Origin of the sequence: Nitratireductor sp. CH_MIT9313-5 (assembly GCF_037029545.1) — a bacterium.
In the GTDB taxonomy this organism is placed as follows: Bacteria; Pseudomonadota; Alphaproteobacteria; order Rhizobiales; family Rhizobiaceae; genus Chelativorans.
Window position 1 is genome coordinate 447,741 of the sequence record NZ_JAYMER010000014.1, and the last position, 23,343, is coordinate 471,083.

General features: G+C 58.2%; 28 protein-coding genes. 12 read left to right on the forward strand and 16 right to left on the reverse strand.

Annotated features, from left to right (window positions below):
• Positions 1 to 10: 10 nt before the first annotated feature.
• From WA367_RS09720 to WA367_RS09745, 6 genes are all read left to right on the forward strand, one after another.
• Positions 11 to 1,216, forward strand: a complete 1,206-nt coding sequence (locus WA367_RS09720; RefSeq protein WP_336056556.1) for a multidrug effflux MFS transporter — start codon at positions 11 to 13, stop codon at positions 1,214 to 1,216.
• A complete protein-coding gene (mobA, locus tag WA367_RS09725; RefSeq protein ID WP_336056557.1) occupies positions 1,209 to 1,823 on the forward strand; it encodes a molybdenum cofactor guanylyltransferase in 615 nt (204 codons plus the stop codon). The genes WA367_RS09720 and mobA overlap by 8 nt, the downstream gene beginning before the upstream one ends.
• A gap of 141 nt (positions 1,824 to 1,964) precedes the next feature.
• Positions 1,965 to 2,750 carry an ABC transporter substrate-binding protein gene (locus WA367_RS09730; RefSeq protein ID WP_336056558.1) on the forward strand — a complete coding sequence of 262 codons (786 nt, stop codon included), beginning with the start codon at positions 1,965 to 1,967 and terminating at the stop codon, positions 2,748 to 2,750.
• A 150-nt stretch (positions 2,751 to 2,900) separates the two neighbouring features.
• Entirely contained in the window at positions 2,901 to 3,614 is a 714-nt protein-coding gene (locus tag WA367_RS09735; RefSeq protein ID WP_336056559.1) for an ABC transporter permease, read from the forward strand.
• Positions 3,611 to 4,459, forward strand: a complete 849-nt coding sequence (locus WA367_RS09740; protein WP_336056560.1) for an ABC transporter permease — start codon at positions 3,611 to 3,613, stop codon at positions 4,457 to 4,459. Before WA367_RS09735 ends, WA367_RS09740 begins: the two co-directional genes overlap by 4 nt.
• Positions 4,460 to 4,489: 30 nt before the next feature.
• A complete protein-coding gene (locus tag WA367_RS09745; protein ID WP_336056561.1) occupies positions 4,490 to 5,362 on the forward strand; it encodes an NAD(P)-dependent oxidoreductase in 873 nt (290 codons plus the stop codon).
• A 39-nt stretch (positions 5,363 to 5,401) separates the two neighbouring features.
• Here the strand turns inward: WA367_RS09745 and WA367_RS09750 are convergent, their stop codons facing one another.
• The 4 genes from WA367_RS09750 to WA367_RS09765 form a co-directional block, all read right to left on the reverse strand.
• Positions 5,402 to 5,896 (reverse strand): Lrp/AsnC family transcriptional regulator, encoded by a 495-nt coding sequence (locus tag WA367_RS09750; RefSeq protein ID WP_336057097.1) that lies wholly within the window; start codon positions 5,894 to 5,896, stop codon positions 5,402 to 5,404.
• Positions 5,897 to 5,985: 89 nt separating this feature from the next.
• Complete coding sequence (locus WA367_RS09755; RefSeq protein WP_336056562.1) at positions 5,986 to 6,615, reverse strand: uracil-DNA glycosylase family protein; 630 nt, start codon at positions 6,613 to 6,615, stop codon at positions 5,986 to 5,988.
• Between the two features lie 4 nt (positions 6,616 to 6,619).
• Positions 6,620 to 7,231 carry a glutathione S-transferase family protein gene (locus WA367_RS09760; RefSeq protein WP_336056563.1) on the reverse strand — a complete coding sequence of 204 codons (612 nt, stop codon included), beginning with the start codon at positions 7,229 to 7,231 and terminating at the stop codon, positions 6,620 to 6,622.
• Complete coding sequence (locus WA367_RS09765; RefSeq protein WP_336056564.1) at positions 7,218 to 7,856, reverse strand: thermonuclease family protein; 639 nt, start codon at positions 7,854 to 7,856, stop codon at positions 7,218 to 7,220. Before WA367_RS09765 ends, WA367_RS09760 begins: the two co-directional genes overlap by 14 nt.
• Before the next feature lie 71 nt (positions 7,857 to 7,927).
• Between WA367_RS09765 and WA367_RS09770 the strand changes: the two genes are divergently transcribed.
• Complete coding sequence (locus tag WA367_RS09770) at positions 7,928 to 9,460, forward strand: sensor histidine kinase (protein WP_336057098.1); 1,533 nt, start codon at positions 7,928 to 7,930, stop codon at positions 9,458 to 9,460.
• Here WA367_RS09770 and WA367_RS09775 read toward each other — a convergent pair.
• The gene (locus WA367_RS09775; protein WP_336056565.1) at positions 9,457 to 10,401 is read right to left on the reverse strand and encodes a nicotinate-nucleotide--dimethylbenzimidazole phosphoribosyltransferase; all 945 of its coding nucleotides are present in this window, start codon (positions 10,399 to 10,401) and stop codon (positions 9,457 to 9,459) included. The two genes, WA367_RS09770 and WA367_RS09775, sit on opposite strands and share 4 nt — an antisense overlap.
• A gap of 74 nt (positions 10,402 to 10,475) precedes the next feature.
• Here WA367_RS09775 and WA367_RS09780 point away from each other — a divergent pair, with 74 nt between their 5' ends.
• Together WA367_RS09780 and WA367_RS09785 are read left to right on the forward strand one after the other, a co-directional pair.
• Positions 10,476 to 10,688 carry a DUF1289 domain-containing protein gene (locus WA367_RS09780; RefSeq protein ID WP_336056566.1) on the forward strand — a complete coding sequence of 71 codons (213 nt, stop codon included), beginning with the start codon at positions 10,476 to 10,478 and terminating at the stop codon, positions 10,686 to 10,688.
• Positions 10,685 to 11,383 (forward strand): retropepsin-like aspartic protease family protein, encoded by a 699-nt coding sequence (locus tag WA367_RS09785; protein ID WP_336056567.1) that lies wholly within the window; start codon positions 10,685 to 10,687, stop codon positions 11,381 to 11,383. Before WA367_RS09780 ends, WA367_RS09785 begins: the two co-directional genes overlap by 4 nt.
• Before the next feature lie 8 nt (positions 11,384 to 11,391).
• Here WA367_RS09785 and WA367_RS09790 read toward each other — a convergent pair whose 3' ends face one another.
• The 7 genes from WA367_RS09790 to speB all read right to left on the reverse strand — a co-directional run bounded on the left by WA367_RS09790 (position 11,392) and on the right by speB (position 18,505).
• Positions 11,392 to 12,192, reverse strand: coding sequence for a sulfite exporter TauE/SafE family protein (locus tag WA367_RS09790; RefSeq protein WP_336057099.1), 801 nt, complete (start codon positions 12,190 to 12,192; stop codon positions 11,392 to 11,394).
• Between the two features lie 147 nt (positions 12,193 to 12,339).
• Positions 12,340 to 13,347 carry a tRNA dihydrouridine(20/20a) synthase DusA gene (dusA, locus tag WA367_RS09795; protein WP_336056568.1) on the reverse strand — a complete coding sequence of 336 codons (1,008 nt, stop codon included), beginning with the start codon at positions 13,345 to 13,347 and terminating at the stop codon, positions 12,340 to 12,342.
• A 149-nt stretch (positions 13,348 to 13,496) separates the two neighbouring features.
• Positions 13,497 to 14,303, reverse strand: coding sequence for an ABC transporter permease (locus tag WA367_RS09800; RefSeq protein WP_336056569.1), 807 nt, complete (start codon positions 14,301 to 14,303; stop codon positions 13,497 to 13,499).
• The gene (locus tag WA367_RS09805; RefSeq protein WP_336056570.1) at positions 14,303 to 15,157 is read right to left on the reverse strand and encodes an ABC transporter permease; all 855 of its coding nucleotides are present in this window, start codon (positions 15,155 to 15,157) and stop codon (positions 14,303 to 14,305) included. Before WA367_RS09805 ends, WA367_RS09800 begins: the two co-directional genes overlap by 1 nt.
• Positions 15,154 to 16,185 carry an ABC transporter ATP-binding protein gene (locus WA367_RS09810; protein WP_336056571.1) on the reverse strand — a complete coding sequence of 344 codons (1,032 nt, stop codon included), beginning with the start codon at positions 16,183 to 16,185 and terminating at the stop codon, positions 15,154 to 15,156. The genes WA367_RS09805 and WA367_RS09810 overlap by 4 nt, the downstream gene beginning before the upstream one ends.
• A gap of 116 nt (positions 16,186 to 16,301) precedes the next feature.
• Positions 16,302 to 17,390: an ABC transporter substrate-binding protein gene (locus tag WA367_RS09815; RefSeq protein WP_336056572.1), complete on the reverse strand. Its 1,089-nt coding sequence runs from the start codon at positions 17,388 to 17,390 to the stop codon at positions 16,302 to 16,304.
• A gap of 65 nt (positions 17,391 to 17,455) precedes the next feature.
• A complete protein-coding gene (speB, locus tag WA367_RS09820; protein ID WP_336056573.1) occupies positions 17,456 to 18,505 on the reverse strand; it encodes an agmatinase in 1,050 nt (349 codons plus the stop codon).
• Between the two features lie 135 nt (positions 18,506 to 18,640).
• Between speB and gcvA the strand changes: the two genes are divergently transcribed.
• Positions 18,641 to 19,594, forward strand: a complete 954-nt coding sequence (gcvA, locus tag WA367_RS09825) for a transcriptional regulator GcvA (protein ID WP_336056574.1) — start codon at positions 18,641 to 18,643, stop codon at positions 19,592 to 19,594.
• Between the two features lie 3 nt (positions 19,595 to 19,597).
• On the opposite strand, the gene WA367_RS09830 is transcribed toward gcvA, so the two are convergent.
• Together WA367_RS09830 and WA367_RS09835 are read right to left on the reverse strand one after the other, a co-directional pair.
• Complete coding sequence (locus WA367_RS09830) at positions 19,598 to 20,182, reverse strand: sigma-70 family RNA polymerase sigma factor (RefSeq protein ID WP_336056575.1); 585 nt, start codon at positions 20,180 to 20,182, stop codon at positions 19,598 to 19,600.
• Positions 20,183 to 20,274: 92 nt separating this feature from the next.
• Positions 20,275 to 20,907, reverse strand: coding sequence for a hypothetical protein (locus WA367_RS09835; protein ID WP_336056576.1), 633 nt, complete (start codon positions 20,905 to 20,907; stop codon positions 20,275 to 20,277).
• A gap of 117 nt (positions 20,908 to 21,024) precedes the next feature.
• On the opposite strand from WA367_RS09835, the gene WA367_RS09840 reads away from it, so the two are divergent.
• A complete protein-coding gene (locus WA367_RS09840) occupies positions 21,025 to 21,264 on the forward strand; it encodes a DUF2188 domain-containing protein (protein WP_336056577.1) in 240 nt (79 codons plus the stop codon).
• On the opposite strand, the gene WA367_RS09845 is transcribed toward WA367_RS09840, so the two are convergent.
• Positions 21,261 to 21,485 carry a hypothetical protein gene (locus WA367_RS09845; protein ID WP_336056578.1) on the reverse strand — a complete coding sequence of 75 codons (225 nt, stop codon included), beginning with the start codon at positions 21,483 to 21,485 and terminating at the stop codon, positions 21,261 to 21,263. The two genes, WA367_RS09840 and WA367_RS09845, sit on opposite strands and share 4 nt — an antisense overlap.
• A gap of 83 nt (positions 21,486 to 21,568) precedes the next feature.
• Positions 21,569 to 22,144 carry a DNA-3-methyladenine glycosylase gene (locus WA367_RS09850; protein WP_336056579.1) on the reverse strand — a complete coding sequence of 192 codons (576 nt, stop codon included), beginning with the start codon at positions 22,142 to 22,144 and terminating at the stop codon, positions 21,569 to 21,571.
• A gap of 47 nt (positions 22,145 to 22,191) precedes the next feature.
• Between WA367_RS09850 and WA367_RS09855 the strand changes: the two genes are divergently transcribed.
• Positions 22,192 to 23,322 (forward strand): DNA topoisomerase IB, encoded by a 1,131-nt coding sequence (locus tag WA367_RS09855; RefSeq protein WP_336056580.1) that lies wholly within the window; start codon positions 22,192 to 22,194, stop codon positions 23,320 to 23,322.
• The last annotated feature ends 21 nt before the right edge of the window (positions 23,323 to 23,343 follow it).

Consider the following 23,343-nt stretch of genomic DNA (forward strand, 5'->3'; position numbering starts at 1 on the left):
AAACAGGCATATGGCCAGTCGGGCGATCGACAACACCACACCACCACACATACTTACACTCGTGATTGCAGCCGCGACCGCCGCGGTTTCGATGAATGTGTTCCTGCCCGTACTCCCCCAGATGGCCGCTCATTTCGATGCCGACTATGCCGTGGTGCAGTTGACGGTATCACTCTATCTGGGCGCGACAGCCATCCTGCAGCTTTTCATTGGGCCTGCATCCGACCGTTTCGGTCGGCGACCGGTCATGCTGTTCTGTTTTTCTGTTTTCGTGGTGAGTACGCTTGCTGCCACACTCTCACCGACAGTCGAGATATTGCTTCTCTTCCGTATATGTCAGGCCTTTTCGGCAGCCGGCATGGTTCTTTCGCGTGCGATCGTGCGCGACACTGTCGAGGCAAACGAAGCCGCCAGCCGCATCGGTTATATCACCATGGGCATGACGGCGGCCCCCATAATCGGGCCTCTCATCGGCGGCATTCTGGGCGAAACCTATGGCTGGCAGGCCCCGTTTTACCTGATGCTCGGCTTCGGCCTATTTGCCGTGATCATCGTTTATCTCGATCTGGGCGAAACGAACCGAACTCAGTCCTCCAGTCTGGGCGGCCAGTTTCGCAACTATCCCAAGTTGCTTCAGTCCCGCCGGTTCTGGGGATATTCTCTGACAGCCGCATTTACATCCGGCGCCTTCTTCGCCTTTCTCGGCGGCGGCCCTTTTGTAGCTACGGAACTGCTGGGTCTCACACCGTCTCAATATGGCATGTATTTCGCGGTCATAACGCTTGGCTACATGCTCGGAAACTTCCTCTCGGGACGCTACTCTGCACGTATGGGCATCAACAAGATGATGCTTGCTGGCAATATTGCGGCCTTTTGCGGCATGATCATCTCCCTACTCCTCTTTGCCGCCGGATATATGCACGCACTCTCCCTGTTCGGTCCAAGCTTCCTGGTCGGGCTCGGCAATGGCATCACGCTTCCCAATGCAAATGCCGGTGTTGTGAGTGTGAGGCCACATCTGGCAGGCTCCGCATCGGGCCTCGGCGGTGCATTGCAGATCGGCGGCGGGGCTGCGCTTTCAGTCATCTCCGGCGCATTGCTTTCAGTAGAGACAGGGCCTTTCCCGCTGGTACTCGTCATGTTGGCCTCAGCTGCATGCGGTGTCATTGCCACGCTCTATGTCATGCATGTGGCGCGGATCGCCGGTGATGTCTGAACGACCGCTAATTGCGGGTATTGTTCTCGCTGGTGGGCGCTCCACTCGTTTCGGCTCGGACAAGGCGCTGGCAAAACTGGCGGGACGCACTCTTCTGGACCACTGTGTCTCACGCCTTTCACCACAAGTTTCACAGCTATTGATAAGCGGACGCTTTGCGCCTGTTTGTCCGCCCGACACACCAGTGCTCGCAGACCCGATCAATGACCGTGGCCCATTGGGAGGCATACTTGCCGGTCTGGAGTGGATGGCTGAGCGAGAGGAAACCCACCTCGTGAGCGTTGCAGTCGACACGCCCTTCTTCCCCTGTGATCTGGTTGAACGGCTGCGCGATCATGCTTCGGGTGACGCCCCGGCAATCAGCAGCCAGAACAAGCGCCTTCACCCGGCCTTGGCGTTGTGGCCTAAAGCGTTGCGTAAGGAACTGCGCGCGGCCATCGCAAGTGAACCCATGAGCCTTCGCCATTTTGCGTTTAAACTTTGCAATGCAACCGTTGTGGACTTTGACGATGCGCCGCAACATGCGTTTTTCAACATCAACCAGCCCCGGGATCTGCTCGAAGCGGAGCGCATCTACAGCAACCAAAGTTCTCAAAACTCACTCTAAACCAGTGAAAAACCATCTGCGTATACCCCGCCAAGGGATTGTTTATGGTTGCATTTTTGCTGCGAAGAGTGGGAGTATCGCGGCTTCCGTTCCAATGAAAAGCAATAACGCATTGGAATGCCACGACAGAGAGGAACATCCATGATGGTATCACGGCGTCTCGCCCTCGGTCTTTCCGCACTGGCCATTGCCCTTGCCAGCAGCGCGGCCCAGGCCCAAGACAAGCTCCAGATCAAGATTGGCACTGAGGGTGCATACCCTCCATTCAATTCCACCAATGCCAGCGGTGAGCTTGAAGGCTTCGACATCGACATCGCCAAGGCGCTCTGTGAAGAAATGAATGCAGAGTGCGAGTTCGTCACCCAGGAATGGGATGGCATGATCCCGGCTCTTCAGAGTGGCAAGTTCGACGCGATCATCGCTTCCATGTCTATCACCGAAGAGCGTCTGAAACAGGTCGATTTCACGGACAAGTATTACAACACGCCGCCTGCGATCGTGGTGCCGAAGGATTCGGATATTTCCGGCGTCACACCTGAAGACCTTTCGGGCAAGACAATCGGCGCACAGGCTTCCACCACGCATGCCCAGTATGCTGAAACCACTTACGAGGATGCAGACGTAAAGGGCTATCCCACGGCCGAGGAATACAAGCTCGACCTGGTAAACGGACGTCTTGATGCAGCCATTGACGATGTCATCGTCATTGATGAGTGGCTGAAGACCGAAGACGGCGCCTGCTGCAAGATCGTCGGCACGGTGGACCCGGTTGAGGAAATCTACGGACCGGGCATCGGTATCGCGATCCGTCAGGGCGAAGACGAACTGCGCGAGAAGTTCAACGCCGCCATCAAGGCGATCCGTGAAAACGGCACCTACAAGGAAATCAACGACAGCTACTTCACTTTCGACGTGTATGGCGGCTGATCTGCATTGAACCATTGAGCGGCGGGAGTTTTCCCGCCGCTTTTTTGGCTTCTTGCACCACCTGCCATGGGCGGAAACTTGCATCCTTTCACAAGCCGCCTTACCGGTGCTGACGATTTTCAAGCGGCTGCAGAAAAGGGATAACCGCGCATGGATGGTCTCATGACCCTCCTCAGTTTCGGACCTGAAGGCTGGGGCGATGACATCGCCGCCGGTGTGCTGGTCACGGTAACCCTGGCTCTTGCGACCCTGCCGCTTGGGCTGGCACTCGGATTTCTCGTCGCATTGGGAAAAAAATCCGAGGAGCGATCGCTCCGCATGGCCTGCGGGATCTACACCACGATTTTCCGTGGCTTGCCCGAACTCCTGACCCTGTTCCTCGTCTATTACGGGGCACAGATTGGCGTTCAGCGGATTTTGCAGCTGATCGGCACCGACATCACTATCGAGATCAGCGCATTTGCAGCGGGCATGGTAGCGCTTGGTGCGGTTTTCTCAGCATATGCCAGCGAAGTGTTCCTTTCCGCCTTCAAGGCCATTCCGGCAGGACAATATGAAGGCGCACACGCCGTCGGCCTCTCCCGCTGGCAGACCATGCGGCTGGTCATCGCGCCTCAGCTTATCCGTCTGGCCCTGCCCGGCCTTTCCAATCTCTGGCTCATCTTGCTGAAGGAGACGGCACTCGTATCGGTCATCGGCTTGTCGGATATTCTACGCCAAACCGGAGTGGCAGCGCGCGTCACCAAGGAAGCCTTCCTCTTCTTCTCCCTCGCCTGTCTGCTCTATCTCGTGCTGGCTCTTCTAAGCTCAATAGCCTTGGGCGCGATTGAACGGCGTGTGTCTGCAGGAGGTCCTGCACGATGAGCCTGGAAGGCAACACATCCGCGGCAAACGGCATGATCCCGGCCAGTCCGCCACCACCTGTGCAGGCCGCAGGACTTTCCAAAGCGCGCATTGCGGGTTTCGCTCTGGTCGCTCTCTGGTCACTCGCCGCCCTCGGCATTGCACTTTATCTGGTCGCCGCCTGGGACCCCGATATCTTCTGGCGCTACGCACCGCGTTATGCGTCCGGCCTCTGGATCACAATCAAGCTTGTTGGTCTGTCCGTAATTCTTGGCGCACTGCTTTCCATCCCCATCGCGATCGGAAGACGCTCCGGGAACAGGGTGATCTCGTCACTCGCCTATGGCTATGTCTATTTCTTCCGCGGCACGCCCCTGCTCGCACAGGCATTTCTCGTATATTACGGCCTTGGCTCGTTCCGCCCGGAGCTGCAGACAGTTGGTCTGTGGTGGTTCTTCCGCGACGCGTTCAATTGCGCCCTCTTTGCCTTCACGCTCAACACAGCAGCCTATCAGGCTGAAATTCTGCGTGGTGCTGTCGAAAGCGTCGGTCGTGGACAGTGGGAGGCAGCTTCCGCGCTTGGCCTGACGCGCATGCAAACGCTTTACAAGGTCATTCTCCCGCAGGCCCTGCTTGTTTCGCTTCGCTCCTACGGCAACGAGATCATACTCATGATCAAGGGGTCTGCCATTGTGGCGATCATCACGGTTTATGACCTGATGGGCGAGACGCGACGCGCCTTTGCCCGCACGTTCGATCTCCAGACCTATATCTGGGCCGCGCTCATCTATCTGTCGCTCGTTGAAACGCTGCGCGTCGTGATCGACCGTATTGAGAACCGCCTGACGCGCCATCTGAAGCGTTAGGCACTGCACCAAACATGGAGGAGGGAAACGATGGCGAAAGTGGCATTCATCGGCCTTGGCGTCATGGGCTATCCCATGGCCGGGCATCTGAAGGAACGCGGCGGGCACGAGGTGACGGTTTATAACCGCACCACCGAGAAGGCAAAGAACTGGGCAGACCAATATGGTGGCGTACACGCGTCGACCCCGGCCGAAGCGGCAAAAGACAAGGATTTTGTCTTTGCCTGTGTGGGCAATGATGACGACCTGCGCGAAGTGACAACCGGGTCCGACGGCGCGTTTCAGTCCATGAAACCCGGCAGCATCTTTATCGACAACACCACCGCATCGGCAGAAGTCGCCCGCGAGCTTGCCGGAATTGCCGAAGAAAAAGGTTTTGCCTTCATTGATGCACCGGTTTCCGGCGGCCAGGCAGGAGCAGAAAACGGCGTCCTCACCGTGATGTGCGGTGGCGCGCAGGAGCATTTCGACAAGGCTAAGCCAGTCATCGTATCTTACGCACGCATGATTGGCCTCATGGGCCCGGCAGGCTCAGGTCAACTCACCAAGATGGTCAACCAGATTTGCATTGCAGGCCTGGTTCAGGGGCTTGCCGAAGGCATACATTTCGCTGGCAAGGCCGGGCTTGATGTTGAGAAAGTCGTTGATGTGATCTCCAAGGGTGCCGCCGGTTCCTGGCAGATGGAGAACCGCCACAAGACCATGGCGGAGGGGAAATACGATTTTGGTTTTGCCGTCGATTGGATGCGCAAGGACCTTGGCATCTGCCTGACTGAGGCCGACAATAATGGCGCAAAACTGCCCGTTACGGCTCTGGTGGATCAGTTCTACAAGGATGTTCAGCAGATGGGCGGCAACCGCTGGGACACATCGTCTCTGCTTGCGCGCCTGGAAAAGAAATAGGCGTCCACGGGCGCTGGCTTCGTCAGCGCCCATGGCCAATTACGACGCCGCGCTGGACTGGCTTTCCTTGTCGAGGACGAGATAATCCAGCGGCAACTCGGTCGTGTACTTAATCTGCTCCATCGCGAAGGTTGAGGAGACGTCCCTGATCTCGATCTTGGAGATCAGACGCTTGTAGAACGCGTCATAGGCGGCAATGTCGGGAACGACGACCCGCAGAAGATAGTCCACATCTCCGCTCATCCGATAAAACTCCACGACTTCGGGGAACTCGCGGATGACTTCCGAAAAGCGCTTCAGCCATTCATGGCTATGGGCATTGGTGCGGATGGAGACAAAGACCGTGACGCGCGCATTCACCTTCGCAGGATCAAGGATCGCCACCCGGCGGCGAATGACACCCTCCTCCTCAAGTTTCTGAATGCGCCTCCAGCATGGTGTGGTGGAAAGCCCCACCTTCTTTGCGATATCCGCAACGGCAAGAGTGGCATTTTCCTGAAGCAGGCGGAGAATTTTACGGTCTAGACGGTCCATAATGGCACCCATTGAGAAATTTATTCTCAAATATCACCGACATTCTTCGACCACAAGAATCTCATTTCACTTATCACCCAGTGATGGTGTCACATTCTCACAGACACCTCTTTGCGTAAAAATGGCAGCAATTCTCTCTCGAACCATGGGTTCTTCCGCGCCCACCCGATTGTCCGCCACGAAGGATGTGGCAGAGGTAGCACTGGCACCGGCTTTGTCTTGGCATGGATCTCCCTCCAATTGGCAACCGTATCCGTCAGGGTTCGCTGTTTCAGTCGCCCCAGATGCCAAGCTTGTGCATATTGGCCAACAGCAAGGATCAGCTCGACCTGCGGCATGGCTCCCATCACTTCCTCCCGCCAGGTCGGCGCGCATTCGCGGCGTGGTGGAAGATCGCCGCCTTTTTCATCCTGTCCCGGAAAGCAGAACCCCATCGGCACAATTGCAAACAGGTTTCTGTCGTAGAAGGCCTCGCGCGATACGCCGAGCCATGAGCGCAATCGATCACCAGACCGGTCATCGAATGGAATGCCCGATGCATGAACCTTCGTCCCCGGCGCCTGCCCGGCTATCAGGATTCTCGCCTTGGATGAGAGCCAGGCTACGGGGCGGGGCTCATGCGGCAGACGTGACCCCATTTTGGGCGCATCCCGGCATAACCGACAGGCACTGATCCGCCGTTCCAACAGCAAGAGCTTCTGACTGGCTTCCAGATCCATCGCCTCAGGCTTGGGCGCTGGGGCGGGCTGCCTGTTCTTGATACCATCGCATCAGATGGTCTAACCCTTCGGGCATTTCTATCCGCGCCGGCTTCATGAACTGTATGCTGATGAAGGCAGTGATGTCGGCGATCGAGTATTTATCACCTGCAATGAAAGGCCTGTCACCCAGCAGCTCATCAAGAAACTCCAGGAATGCCGTCGCCTTTGGCCGGTTGGCATGCCCCCATTCAGGCACCTGCGGCACCTCCCACTCTTTCATCGCCGGATGCAAATGTCGAAAGACTGCGGCAACAGGCATGAACAGGCGATGTTCTACCCGGCGTTGCCACATCTCCACTTCTGCCTTGCCCACCGCCCCCTCACCGAACAGAGCTGGCTCAGGATGTAGCTCTTCGAAATAGCGGCAGATGGCGACTGATTCGCAGATGATCGTCCCATCGTCGAGCTCAAGTACCGGGAGCTCCCTGAAGGGATTGCGGCAACCGATTTCTTCGCCACGATGCTCCATGGCCCCCATATCGACGGTTTGAAGTGGCACATCCACCCCTTTTTCCGCCAGAAACATCCGCACACGCCTCGGATTGGGCGCCTTGCCGCCATCATAAAGTTTCACCGGCGTCTCCTCCCTTGTCGAACAATTTGCGCCAGATATTGATGCCGCGCGTGAGGGCGCCATGTCTGGGCTCGGCATTCAAGGCCTTTTGGCGCCGCCACTCCCGCGGCTCCTCAAAGCTGCCTGCCCACAGCCCGCGCCTGTTCCTGCGTGCATCATCTTCCATGCGCTCATAGTCACCATAGGCAACAGCCCACCCCGCTTCCACCATGGCGGCATTCACGTCGCGTCCACCCGCTGTGCAGCGAACCAGAAGCCGGTCGAAACGGTCCCTCTCCCACCCTTCGCAAGCAAGATCCTGGTTGCGTACAAGCTGCTGAAGCGCGGCGCGCGCCTCGCGCCCGCAGTCATAGGCACGACCGTCTATCTGGCAGGTCTGCCCAAGCTCGGGCGCATCAATGCCCTTCAGGCGCAGGCGCTCCCCATCAATTTCAAGGCTGTCTCCATCTCCAACGCGCGTCTGTCCGGCTAACTGCTGCACGGAGAAGCGATCGATCCTCGCCACAACCAGCGCCAGGCTCGCGAATATCAGCAATGTAACCGCCACATCGAGTGCACGTCGCAGTCCGCTGCGCTTTCCGCCATAGCTCCTGCGCCGTCTGTTCGGCTGGCGAAATCGGCTCATGTGCTGAAGGGACTCTTAAGCATTAGCGGTTAGGTTGTGGTGGATTGGCGGGAGAATTGCGTAGACTTAAAATGGGGCGCGACCAACACAGTGCTGCTGACAAGTTCATTGTGGACCGGCGCAAGCCGCACCGCAACAGCGATGTCGCACGCGCGGTTCGCAAGACCAGGGACCGCTTGTCGCATCAGGCAGGCAGTCCCACCTTCGACGCCGACATGCTCAAGATCCACGCGCGTGCCATCATCAGCAGCGCACCGGCCGTTCTGCTTCTCTTGCTCGCGGTCGCAATGTTTGGCGTACTGATAGAAATTCCGGTTCAGGCCGCTATCTGGCTTTTCCCCACGGCAGGCAGCTATCTCGGCCTCTTTCTCGTTTCCAGACATCTGGAACAGATTGAGCGTGAGGATATCGATATCCGGCATACGCGCCGCCAGTTCCTCACTCTCCACTTTATCGGTGGCGTGGGCTGGGCCTACTTCGTCTCCCTGCGTTGCGTGGAATGCGGCCTTCCCGATGTCTCGACGCTGCTGGCAATCGTCCTGCTGCTTGTCATTGCAGCCACTGCCCTTATTTCAGCATCCCTGAAGGGCGCAATACTCACCACATTCGCCATGCCGGTGGCTTCCTATGCCTATTACCACGCGCAACCGAGCCTGACGGTCGAAAGCATAATGGCGCTGGTACTTGCCGCTTCATTGCCATTCTTCACCTATGTCGCACATCAGCGCAACGAAGCCACCCTGCGCCTCCTCGCATTCCGCTCAGAGAAGGACGGCCTGATCGCTGAACTGGAAACGGCAAAGGCCATGTCCGATGAAGCGCGCAGGCGTGCGGAGGAAGCCAATCTCGCCAAATCACGTTTTCTCGCCTCCATGAGCCATGAATTGCGCACGCCACTCAACGCAATCCTGGGCTTTTCCGAGGTCATGGCGAAGGAAGTTCTGGGTCCGATCGGGAACGAGACATATCGCGACTATGCCAGCGATGTTCACGATAGCGGCAAGCATCTCCTCGCACTCATCAACGAGATACTCGATCTGTCACGGATTGAGGCAGGCCGTTATCAACTGAACGAAGAGCCGCTACGCCTCGGCGAGGTCGTCGCGGAATCCGCGCGAATGATGAACCTTAAAATCAGGGCCAAGGACATCAGGCTTGTCGAGGAAATGGAACCCCGCTTGCAGCGTTTGCTGGCAGACGAGCGCGCCATCCGCCAGATCACGCTGAACCTCCTGTCCAATGCCGTGAAATTCACACCTCGTGGCGGACAGATCAGGCTGACTGTTGGTTGGACAGCCGGTGGCGGCCAGTATCTCGCGGTCCGCGACAACGGGCCTGGTATCGCTGAGGATGAGATTCCGATCGTGCTGTCGGCCTTCGGTCAGGGCACAATTGCAATCAAAAGTGCCGAAGAAGGCGCAGGCCTCGGGCTACCCATCGTTCAAGGGCTGGCGGAGTTGCATGGCGGCAAACTCTATCTCAAGTCGCGCCTCAGGGAAGGCACGGAAGCCATCGTGACTTTCCCGGCCTCTCGCGTAATGGAAGAACTGCCTGCCGTCCCGGCTGAAGAACCGCGCCATAACCGGCAGGCACGCATAGCCTAACTGGCCTTCGCAGTCCGTGTTCGCATATCCGCCTGTGCAGCCGCGACGGCCCCTGCCGAACGAACAATGTCCACCGCAAGAACACCAGCCAGAGGATCGGAGGCCTCCAGACTGACAAGAGGCGTCAAACCAAGCCGGTCCAGCACCTCAACGCTGCATCCGCCCGTGTCTGCCACCATGCAATGTTGCAAACCGCGATCATTCAACCTGTGAACAACCGCCGCGGCGGCGACTGCTGCATTCCCATCCAGAAGGACAGCGATGTTCTGCGTACGTGCGGCAATGATGGCGCCTGCCATTGCTGAAATCTCACGTCCACCAAGTCGCCTAAGCGCTTCGAGGGGATCTGAGAGATGATCGGAATGTTGGCGAATTGCCTCACGGGCGAGATCATCCTCTGCCTCACCGGAGAGCAGCGCAGCCGTCAGGGCGTCGGCAGAGACCCGTGACGCGTCATCGAGTGTAGAAAGACAGACAAGGTCGGGACCATTTGCGAGCGCTTCCATTCCAAACGCCATGGTCGCTGCACATCCGCGCTCATCCAGTGCGGCTTCTTCCAGAATATTGCCGACAGGAACTTCCAGGGCCAGATCGAAGACGTTCAGCCCCACATTGTTGGCAGCACAGAGCTGGCTTACGACAGCGGCACCGGAAGCAATTTCCTCCATGCGCTGCAAGGCAGCGGCCACCGGCTGGCCATTGCCCATCCTCGAAGCTATCCCGTGGGTTGCCGCGAACAGGGCGAGATGAGGCTTTGTCACTAGTGGCGTGCTGCGTCCCGTTGCGGCCGCAAACCACGCGGCCACATCTTCAAATCGGCCTCCGCGCTCTCCATATCCTGCGAAAGCCGTATGGACCTTCGCAGCTGCGGATTCGTCCAATGGAGGCATATTTTGAGCGAGATTTCGGATATCGTCGAAGGGCAGTCCGGTCGCGGTCATCTTTGGCTTCACTCCACTCGTTACGAGCGGCATAACGGTCTCATCACGCAAAGGCAACGCAAGGCCAGCCAGATATGCCCACCATTCAGTCACCCTGCATATCGGTCTGCAATATCGACAGGGAAAGCGATCTGTGTCGGGGTTGTGGGCGCACCCTTGAAGAAATCGCATCCTGGATGCGGTTCAGCCCCGAGCAGCGCAAGGCGGTAATGGCCGATCTTCCTGCGCGCCTTGAAAAACTGAACACGCGCAATTCCCACCCTGCCGATAAAGAGGAGCAAGCGTGAGAGTCTTCTGGATAGTCCTGATCGTGCTTGCAGCGGGGCTTCTCCTGCTCGTTGCCAACCACGATTCCGGCAGCGTTTTTGGAATTGAAAACAGCAACTTCGCCAACCTTCTTTATCTTGGAAGTTGGGCTGCAGTCCTCATCGCCGGCGTGGCTGCCTCGCGTTTGAGCATATGGCCGGCCCTGCGCGACCTGGCCTATTGGCTGTTGATCATGCTCGTCCTGATGACCGGCTACCTCTACCGCTACGAACTTCAGGACGTGGCGCACCGCTTCACCGCGGGCCTCGTTCCTGGCAGCCCGGTCACCATTGGCAATGCAACAGCGCCCGCAGTGATGCTGGAGAAGGGCCGCAGCGGCCATTTCGAGGTACGCATGGAGGTGAATGGACAGTCGATCACGGCACTTCTGGATACCGGGGCATCAGTGACAATCCTCACCGCGCAAGATGCACGGCGCGTAGGGATAGATACCGGGCAACTCGACTTCAACATTCCGGTGCAAACGGCCAATGGCATCGGCCGTGCCGCGCGTTCAAGCGTGGAACAGATCGCAGTCGGCCCAATCACGCGCGGCAGAAGGACGGTTTATGTCGCGCCCGAAGGCGTTCTGGGGCAGTCGCTGCTGGGCATGGATTTCCTCTCAAGCCTCGCGGGCTATGATGTCCGGGGCGACCGCCTGATCCTGCGCGACTAGTTGACGCCTCAGATCAGGCTGATGAAGAAGCGCAAAGCCACAAGCAGGGAAAAGATGCCGAAGCCGATCTCGAGCTGACGCTTGTCAAGCGCATGGGCGATGCGTACGCCAAGCGGAGCTACGAAAAGCGTGATTGGAATGACCAGCAGGACGGCAATCCAGTTCACGAAGCCGGTGGACCCCACAGGCAATGCAGCCAACCCCCAGCCCGCCCAGATATAGCCGATGAAGCCTGGAATGGAGATAAGCACTCCCACGCCGGAAGATGTCGCGACTGCCTGATGCATCGGGCGTCCGAACAAGGTCATGAAGGTGTTGTTGAGCACCCCGCCGCCAATGCCCATCAGAGTGGACAACATGCCGATCACGACGCCCACCAAGGCGCGTACTGGGTTCTGCGGCAGCTCGTCTGCGATGCGCCAGCCACGCCGATTGAAGATGAGCTTGATGCCGATCAGAAACACGATCACTGCAAAAATCGCCCTCAGACCCGCGCTTGATATCGACGCGGTGATCAGCGTTGCCGCGACTACGCCGGCCGGCACGGCTATCACGAAGCTGCGCAGCAGATCCATGTCAACCGCGCCCCGCAGAAAGTGGGCGCGGCATGAACGCAGTGAGGTTGGCACGATGATCGCGAGCGAACTGCCGACAGCCAGATGCATCCGCACCGCCTCGTCCACCCCGACCAACCCGAAAACCTGATAGAAAACCGGTACCAGAACCGCGCCGCCACCAATCCCGAAGATGCCGGCAAGAAGGCCGGCAACGACGCCCGCCCCTGCAATTGCGGCAGCGAAGATGATCATCTCGCCTATCGGTATGTTCAAGATCACCCTCCCCACCCGGCATGGCATCCACAATCCATGAAACGCGGAATCACGCAGATGCTCCGCGTTGATTGGCTAATGCCACAGCGCGACTTTGGCAATCAGCAGGGCTAATCCGAGAGCATTTCAGGCTGCGGGAGCCTGTGCGGCTACGCGGACCTGCTCAGCCGCGCGCAAAAGGACTTCAGGTCCGGCACCCGGACGTGTAGCTTCGCTCGACAATATCTGCCGATAGGCCCGCGCACCGGGGCGGCTGTGGAACAGGCCGATCATGTGGCGGCTCACATGGGAAAGTCTGCCGCCTGCCGTAAGGTGATCGCGCACATATTCAGCCATCATCTCCACGACCTCGAAGGGATCGGGTGCGGGGGTTCGAGCCCCATAGAAACGGTCGTCGACATCTGCAAGTATGTCGGGGTTTTGATAAGCCGCGCGCCCCAGCATCACACCATCCACATGCGCCAGATGCTGTTCGGCCTCCTCGATCGTCTTGATGCCGCCATTGATGCCGATGAACTTCTCGGGCAGGCGCTCCTTCAAGCGATAGACACGGTCGTAATCAAGCGGAGGAATGTCGCGGTTTTCCTTGGGGCTAAGCCCCTGCAGCCAGGCCTTGCGCGCATGCACCCACAGCGCGTCGGCATTGACCGCGAATACCCCATACGCCAGACGATCGAGCGCTTCTTCCGGATCCTGATCATCCACGCCGATCCGGCACTTGACCGTGACCGGCACGTCGACCGCCTCCTGCATGGCCTTCACGCAACGCGCAACCAGATCCGGCTCTTTCATGAGGCAGGCACCGAATGTGCCCGACTGCACACGGTCAGACGGGCAGCCGACATTGAGATTGATCTCGTCGTAACCGAAAGCGGCACCGATCTCGGCAGCACGCACCAACTTCTCCGGATCGCTTCCGCCAAGCTGAAGAGCCACAGGATGCTCGGCGTCATTGAAGCCGAGCAAACGCTGGCGATCCCCGTGAATAGCCGCATCCGCGACGACCATCTCCGTGTAGAGCAGCGCGTTCTGCGTCAACTGACGGTGAAAAAACCGGCAATGACGATCCGTCCAGTCCATCATCGGCGCGACGGACAAAATCTTCTGCTTAGATTTCAGCGCTTGCGCATACATTACGAATGGGGCTCGTTTTCATCTCAGGCGTTTGTCGCGACCGACAGCTGGCCCTGAACCCTCCACCTATCGGGTGCGAATGCGAGTGTACAGCCAACTGCGAGCCATCAATTAGTGCCAGCAAACGCTATGCACAACCCCGTCAAAGCCTAGCTGTCTGCGCCCCTAGCTTCTGCGCCAAGCAGGCGCGGCAGGTCGCCGAAACGTGCAATGAGCGAAAACACCAGCACCGCAACGGCAACGAAGAACACCGAAACAGCGGCCATAGTAGGCGTATAGCCGTAACGAAGTGCGTTGAAGATCTTGATGGGAAGCGTTTCCATCGTGAAGCCGACTGTCATGTAGGCAACGATATATTCGTTGAGCGAGAGTACGAAAGCGAAGGCAAAGCCGGAAATCAGATAAGGCAGGATCAGCGGCATGATGACAGTCCGCAACACGATCCTGTCATTGGCCCCCATTGTCGAGGCCGCCTCCACAAGGGAACGGTCAATGGATGAAAAACCAAGCGAAATCGTCACCAAGGGCAAGGTCACGAAGAATATTGCATGGCTGAGAACGGCCGTCCAAGGCTGGCCATACGCACCGATAGTCGCCCAGAACGTCAATAGCCCCAAGGCCGTTATGACAGGTGGCAGGATAAATGGCGCGACGCCGAGCAGACGGAAGATCTGCGCCCACGGCGCCACACGGCGCCACAGGAACCAGGACAAGGGGAAGGCGATCGCCACCGCCAGCGCAGCCGAGAAAGTGGCCAGAAACAGAGATGCAAAAAGCGACGAACGCCAGCCCGCATCCATGAATATCTGGCCGTACCAGGCGAGCGAAAGACCCTCCGGCGGGAAAGCCAGTGTTTGCTTCTCATTGACCGAGACACCCACAACGACGACGAGCGGCCCGATCAGGAACAGTGCCACCAGCGCAAAGACCACAAACCTTGCGAAGACCGCTTTCATCACGCCTCATCCTTTCGACTGCCGAGCATGATGGTAAGCCCTACCAATGCCAGCGAAAACAAAACGAGGAACACCGCCATCGCAGCCGCAAACGGCATGTTGGACTGGTAGATCGCCTGATCGGTGATGAGGACGGACAAAGTCCAGTGCTGCGGGCGTCCCAGGATCTGCGGCAGCAGATAGGAGCCCAGAGCGAAGACAAAAACCATGATCACGCTCGCTACCAGCGTGTTCCGCATCGCGGGCACGATCACGTTCATGAATCCGCGCATCGGCGATGCACCCAATGTACGCGCCGCTTCAAGAAGGGTCGGATCAAGCCGCGCGAGCGCCGGATAGAGGATGAGAACCGTATAAGGGAACGCTTGATACACCATACCCGTGGTCACGGCCCAGAAATTGGGCATCAGCGCAGTCGGGGTTTCCATCAATCCGAGCGCGACGAATATGTTGGACAATCCCGCGGTTCGAGAGAAAAGGGTCGACCAGGCAAAACCGATGATGACCTCTGACAATGATAGCACAGCCAAAAGCGCAACGAGCCAGATCGTTTGGGTGCGCCTGCTTGCACGGCTGAGCAGATAGGTGAACGGAAAGCCGATCACCACGCAGATCAGTGCCACTGTTATGGCAAGGAAAAGCGAGAAACTCAGCACACCAGCGAAGAAGGACGACAGGAACCGCGCATAATTGTCGAGCACGAATTCCGGTGTGTAGAACCCGCTGGGATCGCGCTTGAAAAAGCTTACCCCTATCATCGTCGAAAACGGGATGACGAAGAAGACCAGGAGCATCAGCGCCGGGAAGGCAATGGGCAGATAATGCGCTAGCGCTTTCGGCGGTTCACGTCTCATTTCTCAAGCACCACGCAAGCATCTGCTGGAAGTTCGAGATCGATCTTCTGCCCCGGTTTCAGATCGGATCGCTCACGCGGCGTGGTAACGGCGACGATGGTTGCCTGTCCAACCTGCACGAAGGTCTCGATGGTGCCGCCGAGATCCCGGACAAATGTGACCTCGCCTGACAGGCTGCCGGTACCGGCTTCTACCAGGCGCACATCCTCAGGGCGAACGGATAGCTGCGCCTTGCCTTCAGGTGCAGCAATGCCAGGCAGCAGGCGGTCGAGCACCATCGCCCGGCCCGCACCATCGCGCGAAAGCTCCAGAAGATTGGTGGAGCCGATAAAGTCGGCAACAAACGCATCGGCGGGCTTGCGGTAGATCTCCACCGGCGAGGCCGCCTGGCGAACCCTGCCCTCACCCATCACCACGACGAGATCCGCCATTGTCATGGCTTCGCGCTGGTCATGGGTGACGACAATGGTGGTGATGCCCAGCTTCTGCTGGAGCTGGCGAAGCTCGACCTGCATGGCCTCGCGCAATTTCGCATCGAGTGCTGACAATGGTTCGTCGAGAAGAAAGAGCTTTGGTGAAAGCGTCAGCGCCCGCGCAATGGCAACACGTTGGCGCTGGCCACCAGAAAGCTTCGAGACGGGACGATCTGCAAAGCCTGGAAGGTGGATCAGGTTCAAAAGCTCTTCCACCCGCTCCTGCTGCTTGGTGCGCTCCACGCCACGGATTCGCAAGGGATAGGCGATATTCTCGCCGACAGTCAGATGCGGGAACAGTGCCAGCGACTGAAAGACCATACCCAAATTGCGTTTGTGAGTGGGCACACCACTCACATCCTCGCCACCGACCAGAATGCGCCCCGAGCTTTGCTCCTCCAGGCCAGCGATCATTCTCAGCAGTGTTGTCTTGCCACAACCCGAAGGGCCAAGCAGACACACGAATTGCCCCTGAGGCACCTCCAGATCAACATTTTCAACCGCAGTGAAGCGGCCAAAACGCTTGCTGATATTTTGGAGTTGAAGACCTGACATAGTTCCTCCGGGACGATCAGCATTTACCCCTCTCGCACCAAGGGTTTGGGTGCGAGAGAGAATGTTGTTTCTTATGTTGGACGTTCAAAGCCGACAAGAAGCCGGACTGCGCGGCTTTAGCCGACGATCATCTCGGTCCATTTCTGGTTCAGCCAATCGGCCTTGGAGGTGTAGAGATCGTAGCGCGGAATGATCGGATCGATCTCCGAAGAAACCGCAGCGAATTCTTCATCCGTCAGTTCCAGAACCGAGCGCTGGAGCGTGGGCGCTGTACCCACCTTCCTGGACATCAGCGACTGAATTTCAGGCTGGCACATGAAGTCGACGAATATATGCGCTTCTTCGACCTTGTCGGATGCCTTGGACAGGACCCAGTTACCGCGATCCTGAATGCCGCCTTCCTTCGGGAAGGTCGAGCGAACCGGATGTCCGTCGGCTGCAGCCAGGCCGGTCACGTCATGGTAATACTGCCCCATCGGGATTTCCCCGGATTTCAGCGCCTGCTCGAACTGCGCCTCATCACGATACCACAGACGAACATTCGGCTTCACCTCTGCCAGCTTCTCGAAAGCTTTCAGCTGGCCTTCCTCCGTGTCGAGTGCATCCGTGCCACCCATGAATGTAGCGGCAGTCACTTCGAGCAGGAAGGAGTTGGCCACCAGCGCAAGAAGCCCCAGCTTGTCCTTGTTTGCGGGGTCCCAGAGCGCGGCCCAGGATTCGGGCGCTTCCGGGTAGGTGTTTGTATTGGAAACGAGCGTGATGTACCACGCCACGGCCCCGATGCCCGCTACAGTGCCATCTTCGTATTTCGAGATGAACTGGGGAAGAAGCTTGTCGTAGCTGGAGATTTTCGCAGGATCAAAAGGAGTCCAGAGCTTCGTCGCCTGACCTTTGAGCGTGGCCGTTTGAGCCATCATCGACACATCGGCGGGAGCACGCCCGGCACGCGCCGCCTGCTCAAGCTGCACCAGCCAGGCTTCACCCGTCGGCTCGGCGATGGATTCGACCTTGATGCCGGTGGCTTCGGTGAATTTGGGAAAGATGTGGTTGTCGAACGAGTCCTTGAAGTAGCCTCCATAGACGCCAACCTTCAGCGACTTGTCCTGCGCGCGCAGCACTGCCGGCATGGCTAGCATGCCAGCGCCTGCAACACCTGCTCCCAACAGCGTTCTGCGGGTAAATGAAAACTTCTTGTCCACGGCCATTGTATTTCTCCTCTGTTGTTGGCCTGCCGGATTCCCCTGAAGGTATTCTTTTTTCGCCGGCAGCTTCAGCTTTTTCCAATTGATGGGCTGAAAACCATCAAGCTCAAGATTTCAAACAGCACCTGCGCGCCTGCATGAGCGGTGTTCGTCGTCGCATCATATTGAGGGGCCACTTCCACTACATCGCCGCCGACCAGGTTGACGCCCTTCAGGCCACGGATGAGTTCGAGAACCTCGCGTGTCGTAAAACCGCCAACCTCTGGTGTCCCGGTTCCAGGAGCGAAGGCGGGATCGAGACTGTCCACGTCGAATGATAGATATGTCGGACCGTCTCCCACGACCTCCAAGGCCTTCGCGATCAGCCCCTTGATGCCGATATGCGGTATTTCCTCGGCGTGAATAACGGTCATTCCACTCTCATAGGAAAACTCCCAGAGATAATCGGCTGCGCCGCGAATGCCGATTTGGATAGTGCGGGAAGGATCAAGAACGCCATCAAGAACCGCATTTCTGAACGGCCCTCCGTGATGGAATTTCGTTCCGTCGAAAGCACCACCAGTGTCGCAATGCGCATCAATATGGATCATGCCCACCGGCTGTTCCTTGCCCACAGCCTTCAGGATCGGGTGTGAAATCGAATGGTCCCCACCCACCGAAAGCGGCGCGACGCCCTTGGCGATAATCTTGCTGATGAAGGCTTCGATATTGTCGTGGCTCTGCTCAAGGCGATAGCGGCTCTCAAAAGGCACGTCGCCAATATCGGCCACCTTCAGGTCAAAGACCGGTGCACAATCCAGCACATGATTGTAGGGTCCGATCCTTTCGATGGAGCGGATGGCACGCGGGCCAAACCGTGAGCCGGGCCGATTGGTCACACCGAGGTCCATCGGCATGCCGATCAGTGCCACCTGAAGGTCATCCACCTGCGGATCTGCCCCGTCGACGGGCCTGTAGGGCGCATCCAGCAATGTGGGCACACCGGCATAGGGCGCCATACGGGTGCCACCCTTGGAGAAAATCTTGTCCGCAACGCGCTTGAAGCGAGGATCGTAGAGTTCGCCGCCATGGCCCTTGCCATATTTTTCCTGAAGGCGGTTCAGCTTTTCCCGATCCATATATCCGTCTCCCTTTGCCGCCGATCTACATGGGATGGCGCTTTACTATTGATAAAATGGTGGAGGAGCTTGGACTGAAAGACAATTGATAATATTACCGGCTTTATTGTGAGTTTTTCTAACACTGGGGCTGCCGTGACCAGTCGCTTGCCACCGCTCAATCCGCTCCGTGCCTTCGAGGCCGCCGCACGCCATCGTTCGCTGACAAAAGCGGCAGCCGAACTAAACGTGACCCATGGCGCGGTCAGCCATCAGGTACGCGCTCTTGAGGCCTCACTCGACGTGAAGCTGTTCAGACGTGAGGGTCAACGTCTGCAACTGACGCCGCAGGGTGCGGAACTTCTGCCAGCTGTCACTGGCGCCTTTGAAACGATCGCATCGGCGACGCAGCGCGTGACGCGCCCCAGCACCTCCGGCCGGCTCACCGTCGCCTGCGTACCCGCACTCTTGTCGCTCTGGCTGCTTCCGCGCCTGTCCAGCTTCATGGCACAGTTTCCGGAGATAAAGCTCACATTCGACGCGAGTAACGACCCTGACAACATCTACTCCGCCGATCACGACATCAGCATCATCTATGGGGACGGTAGCTGGACGGACTGCTGGCTGAAAAAATGGACCTCCTTCGACCTGTTTCCCGTGGTCAGCCCAAGCCTTATCAACAACCAGCCATTGCGAACCATTCGCGACCTGAAGGACACGGTCCTGCTCCACGCGGATCAGGGAAGAGAATGGCATACCTGGCTTGCAGCCGCAGATGCTCTGGACCTGCACCGAAATAACGGCCTTCACTTGGCCGATGCTCGCTTGGCGATCGAAGGTGCGGTACATGGCCTCGGGGTTGCGCTGGGTGATACTCTCACCGTGGCAAATCATCTTGCAAAGGGACAGCTCGTCGCTCCCTTCAGCCTGTCGGTACCTGCCGTGGATGCATTTTATGTTGCCTGCAGCATGGAAGCGCGATCGGCACCCATCGTACAGGTCTTCATCGACTGGCTATTCGCTGCAATCGAGGACGACGACGCCCGCGCCACACCGCGCCCCGTGACGCGAAGAGCGCCGCGCCGCCAGAACGGCAACGCGCCGCGGTAATGGCTAGCGCCCCTGCCCTCCAGCCTCCAGAGATGACACGGGGTGCGGGGTGTCGCGTTCGATGGAGGAGAGTACGGATTGCTCCCCCAGTTCTTCCAGAAGTCGCAGTCTGGCGCGATTCAGCCGACTTTTCACCGTGCCAATGGCGCAATTGCAAATCTCGGCTGTCTCCTCATAGGATGAGCCGAGCACACCGATGAGCACAAGAACCTCGCGCTGTTGTGGAGGCAGACGCTGAATGGCTTCAGCGATCTCGCGACCACGCGCCGACCACTCCTGCGTCGCATCGGCCGCAGGCTTGGCTGACACGCAGTCCGCATCGCCAGGCGCTTCGCGCGCAGCGAGTTTCACCCGCGTGTAGAACGTGTTGCGCATGATGGTGAAGAGCCAGGACTTGATGCTCGTTCCCGGCTGGAACTGATGAATGTTCTTCAACCCCTTCATCAAGGCTTCCTGCACCAGATCATCCGCGTCGTTAGGATCGCGATAGAAGGTGCGGGCAAAGGCACGGAATGCCGGTAGCAGTCGGACAATCTCGGCGTGATGATCCTTGATATCCTGAGATTGCGGTTCCCGCACCGTCGGCATCGAGTGATCTCCTGAAAGTCGTGCGTGGAAGACGTTGCACCTTAAATGTCGGCTTCAGCCACAAGGTTCCGCGCAAAGCGAAAAGTGAATGATCAGGATCCCGAAGCCTTGATTCGCTGGAGATCATCCTTCTCAAGCAGGCGCTGCAACCGACGCCGTTGACGCTTGGAGCGGATCATCCGGGCAGAAACCGTGGGCGAATAGAGCCGCAGCTTGTTCTTGTCCTCATAGATCCTGAATGCGCGCTCTGCCGCCACCAGAGCGTTCTCGGCCGTATAGGTGGCGACAACCGTGATGGTGAATTCCGGGGGATATTGCCCTTGTTCGGCTCCTTCTGATGCAAGCACCTGCTCAAGTATCTCGCGATAGGAGCCGATATCGACCATTTCTGCGCTCTCCAGCGGCCCCTGAAGCAATTTGACCCGCTGGTCGGCCTGATCAGGATAACGCACCTCGAAATCACTCAGCGAACATACCTGATCATCATCATCACCTTTGGTCGATAGAAGGATGGCCTCGATATAGATCGGTTCCGCACTCATGTTCGACAGCACGCAACGCGCATCGATATTCCGCCCTCCGCCGCGATTGATAAGGATCTTGGGCCGCATGCGGTGACGGTAGCCATTCAGCAAAACCTGGAAATAGCCAATCCAGACCACCAGCGTCGCCAAGGTCGCGACAGAGCTTATCGCCCCGCTATTGAGCTGAAACCATTCCCACACATTGTGCTCCTGTCGTTGAACTTGATCAGGCAACGTCGACAGGGAGTTTTGGTTCATAAGGCAAGGAACTTCCGGCTCCACACCGCCGTTGATCGCTCATTCAAGGGAGCCAACAGCATGACCAGGATCGTTTACGAAGTCGTCGAGCATGAGGACGGCTGGGCTTACAAGGTGGGTGACGTGTTCTCGGAGACCTTCCCTACGCGCAGCGAGGCGGAGCAAGCTGCCGAAACCGCTGCAGCGGAGCATGAACTCAGCGGCTCGGATGAACATATCGAATATGAAGATGAAGATGGCGTCTGGCACGAAGAGGATGTGTCCGGTGAAGAACGCCCTGAGACAGATGTAGAGCGCTAATCACGCTTCTGCTGCGCCTCTTCGAGCACGGACACAGGGGCGTCGGCTGCAGAACTTCCGTCACGTTCTACCGCCTCGCGCCGGGTAGCGAGTGCCTCCTGCAATTGCAGGGCAAGCTCCATCAATCGATCCGGCACGGCTTCCTTCTCGATTTCGCGAAGGAGGAGCGCCAGCTCGTCGTCAATTGTCGGCTCGGTTGGCGGTGGAACCGGTTTGTCCATCGTCTCCTGCACCTCTGCACCTCGACAACCCTGTTCCTTCATAACCTCTTTTCCTTACCGCAGCAGTAAATTCAGCGTGTCTTTTACGAATTGCCACGGGTTTGGAAGGAAAGCAGGGGTCTGCTGAGGAAAGCAGATCCTTGAAGACCGAACCGCCAAGGCACCTGCACAGCCTTTGAAATACCGATTCTCGGACCGGACAATACCGTGTGCACGTCATCGCCAAGCGACAGGTGGAACGGTTCGTCCCACAACGCCAAGCCGTCATGGCGCTTGTCAATCGCCAGTGCCTGACAAAGCTTCCCCGGCCCGGAGCAGAGTTGCCGGAGGCCATCCTGACCCCGACGCGCTTTCATCTCCTCGATACCCCAGAGCGGTTCGAGCGCACGCACAAGAACTGCATGCCCGCGCGCGCATACGATGTTGAAACACCAATGAATACCGTAGGAACGATAGACATAGGCGTGCCCGGGAGGACCGAACATTGCCGCATTGCGCGCAGTCATGCCGTTGAAACTGTGCGAGGCCGGGTCATCCGGCGCGTAGGCTTCGGTCTCGACGATCCTGCCCCCTGTTCCCGCTAGCGTGAGTTTCGCACCGATGAGTTCCGGCGCAACTTCAGCGGCGGGACGATCATAAAACTCGTATAACTGGGTCAATCTGCACCTAACAGGGGAACTTTGCTTCTGCTCCAGTGATTGTCACGGTGACCGGTGTCGCAATGGGGCGCCCGGCATTTCAGGCGCCAGGGAGCGCTCTCACTCTGCGACCGCTCGACCAGAACATCGCCGAATTGCACGATCCCGAATTCGCTGCTCAACGCGCGGATCTGGTTTATGTTTCGGACCAGGAGCCAGGCATCAGGCGCAAACGGGCGGGCAAGGGTTTCTATTACCTTCATCCCGACGACCGCAAGGTCGATGATCCCGAAACATTGGCTCGTATCCGTGCTTTGGCCATACCACCCGCCTGGGAGGATGTTTGGATTTCACCCGAACCGGCCGGACATATCCAAGCCACGGGCCGCGACGCCAAGGGGCGAAAGCAGTACCGCTACCACAGTGGCTGGACGGCCTGTCGAGACGAGGCAAAGTTCAGCTCGCTGGCCGATTTTGCCCGCAGCCTCCCCGTGTTGCGCGACAGGGTCGAGCGCGACATGCGCCAACGTTCACTGTCACGTGAGCGGGTGGTTGCCTCGCTGGTATGGTTGCTGGACAACGCCCTGATCCGCATTGGCAATGACATCTACGCCAAGGAGAACAAGAGCTACGGCCTGACGACACTCAAGGAGCGTCATGTCGAGGTGGAGGGATCGCGCTTGCGGTTCTCCTTCCGCGGCAAATCCGGGCAGGAATGGAATCTGCAACTCGCCGATCGGCGGATTGCCCGCGTGGTTCGCAGCATGCAGGAGCTGCCCGGGCAACGCCTTTTCCAGTATCTGGGTGAAGACAAGTCTCGCCACGACGTTCACTCCCACGACGTCAATATCTATATTCGGGAGACGATTGGTGAGCGCTATTCCTCCAAGCATTTCAGAACCTGGGGCGCCACCACAATTGCCTGCGACCAGCTGCGGCAAATGGAACTGCCCGACACGAAGAAGGAACGGGCTCGCCTGCAAAACCAGGTCATTGATCGGGTGGCCAAGAAGTTGAACTACACCCGCGCCGTCTGCCGTCGCTGCTACATTCACCCGCTGGTGCTGAGTGAGTGGGAGGACGGGCGCCTTCAGCCCGTGATGGCAGAATACAAGCGCCGTTACCGCAAGCCGCTGAAGGGCATGGATCTGGATGAGTCGCTTGTGCTGCGCTGGCTGGAGAGAAAGACCGGCAATTGAGCTCCCCTGCGTAACCCTCTT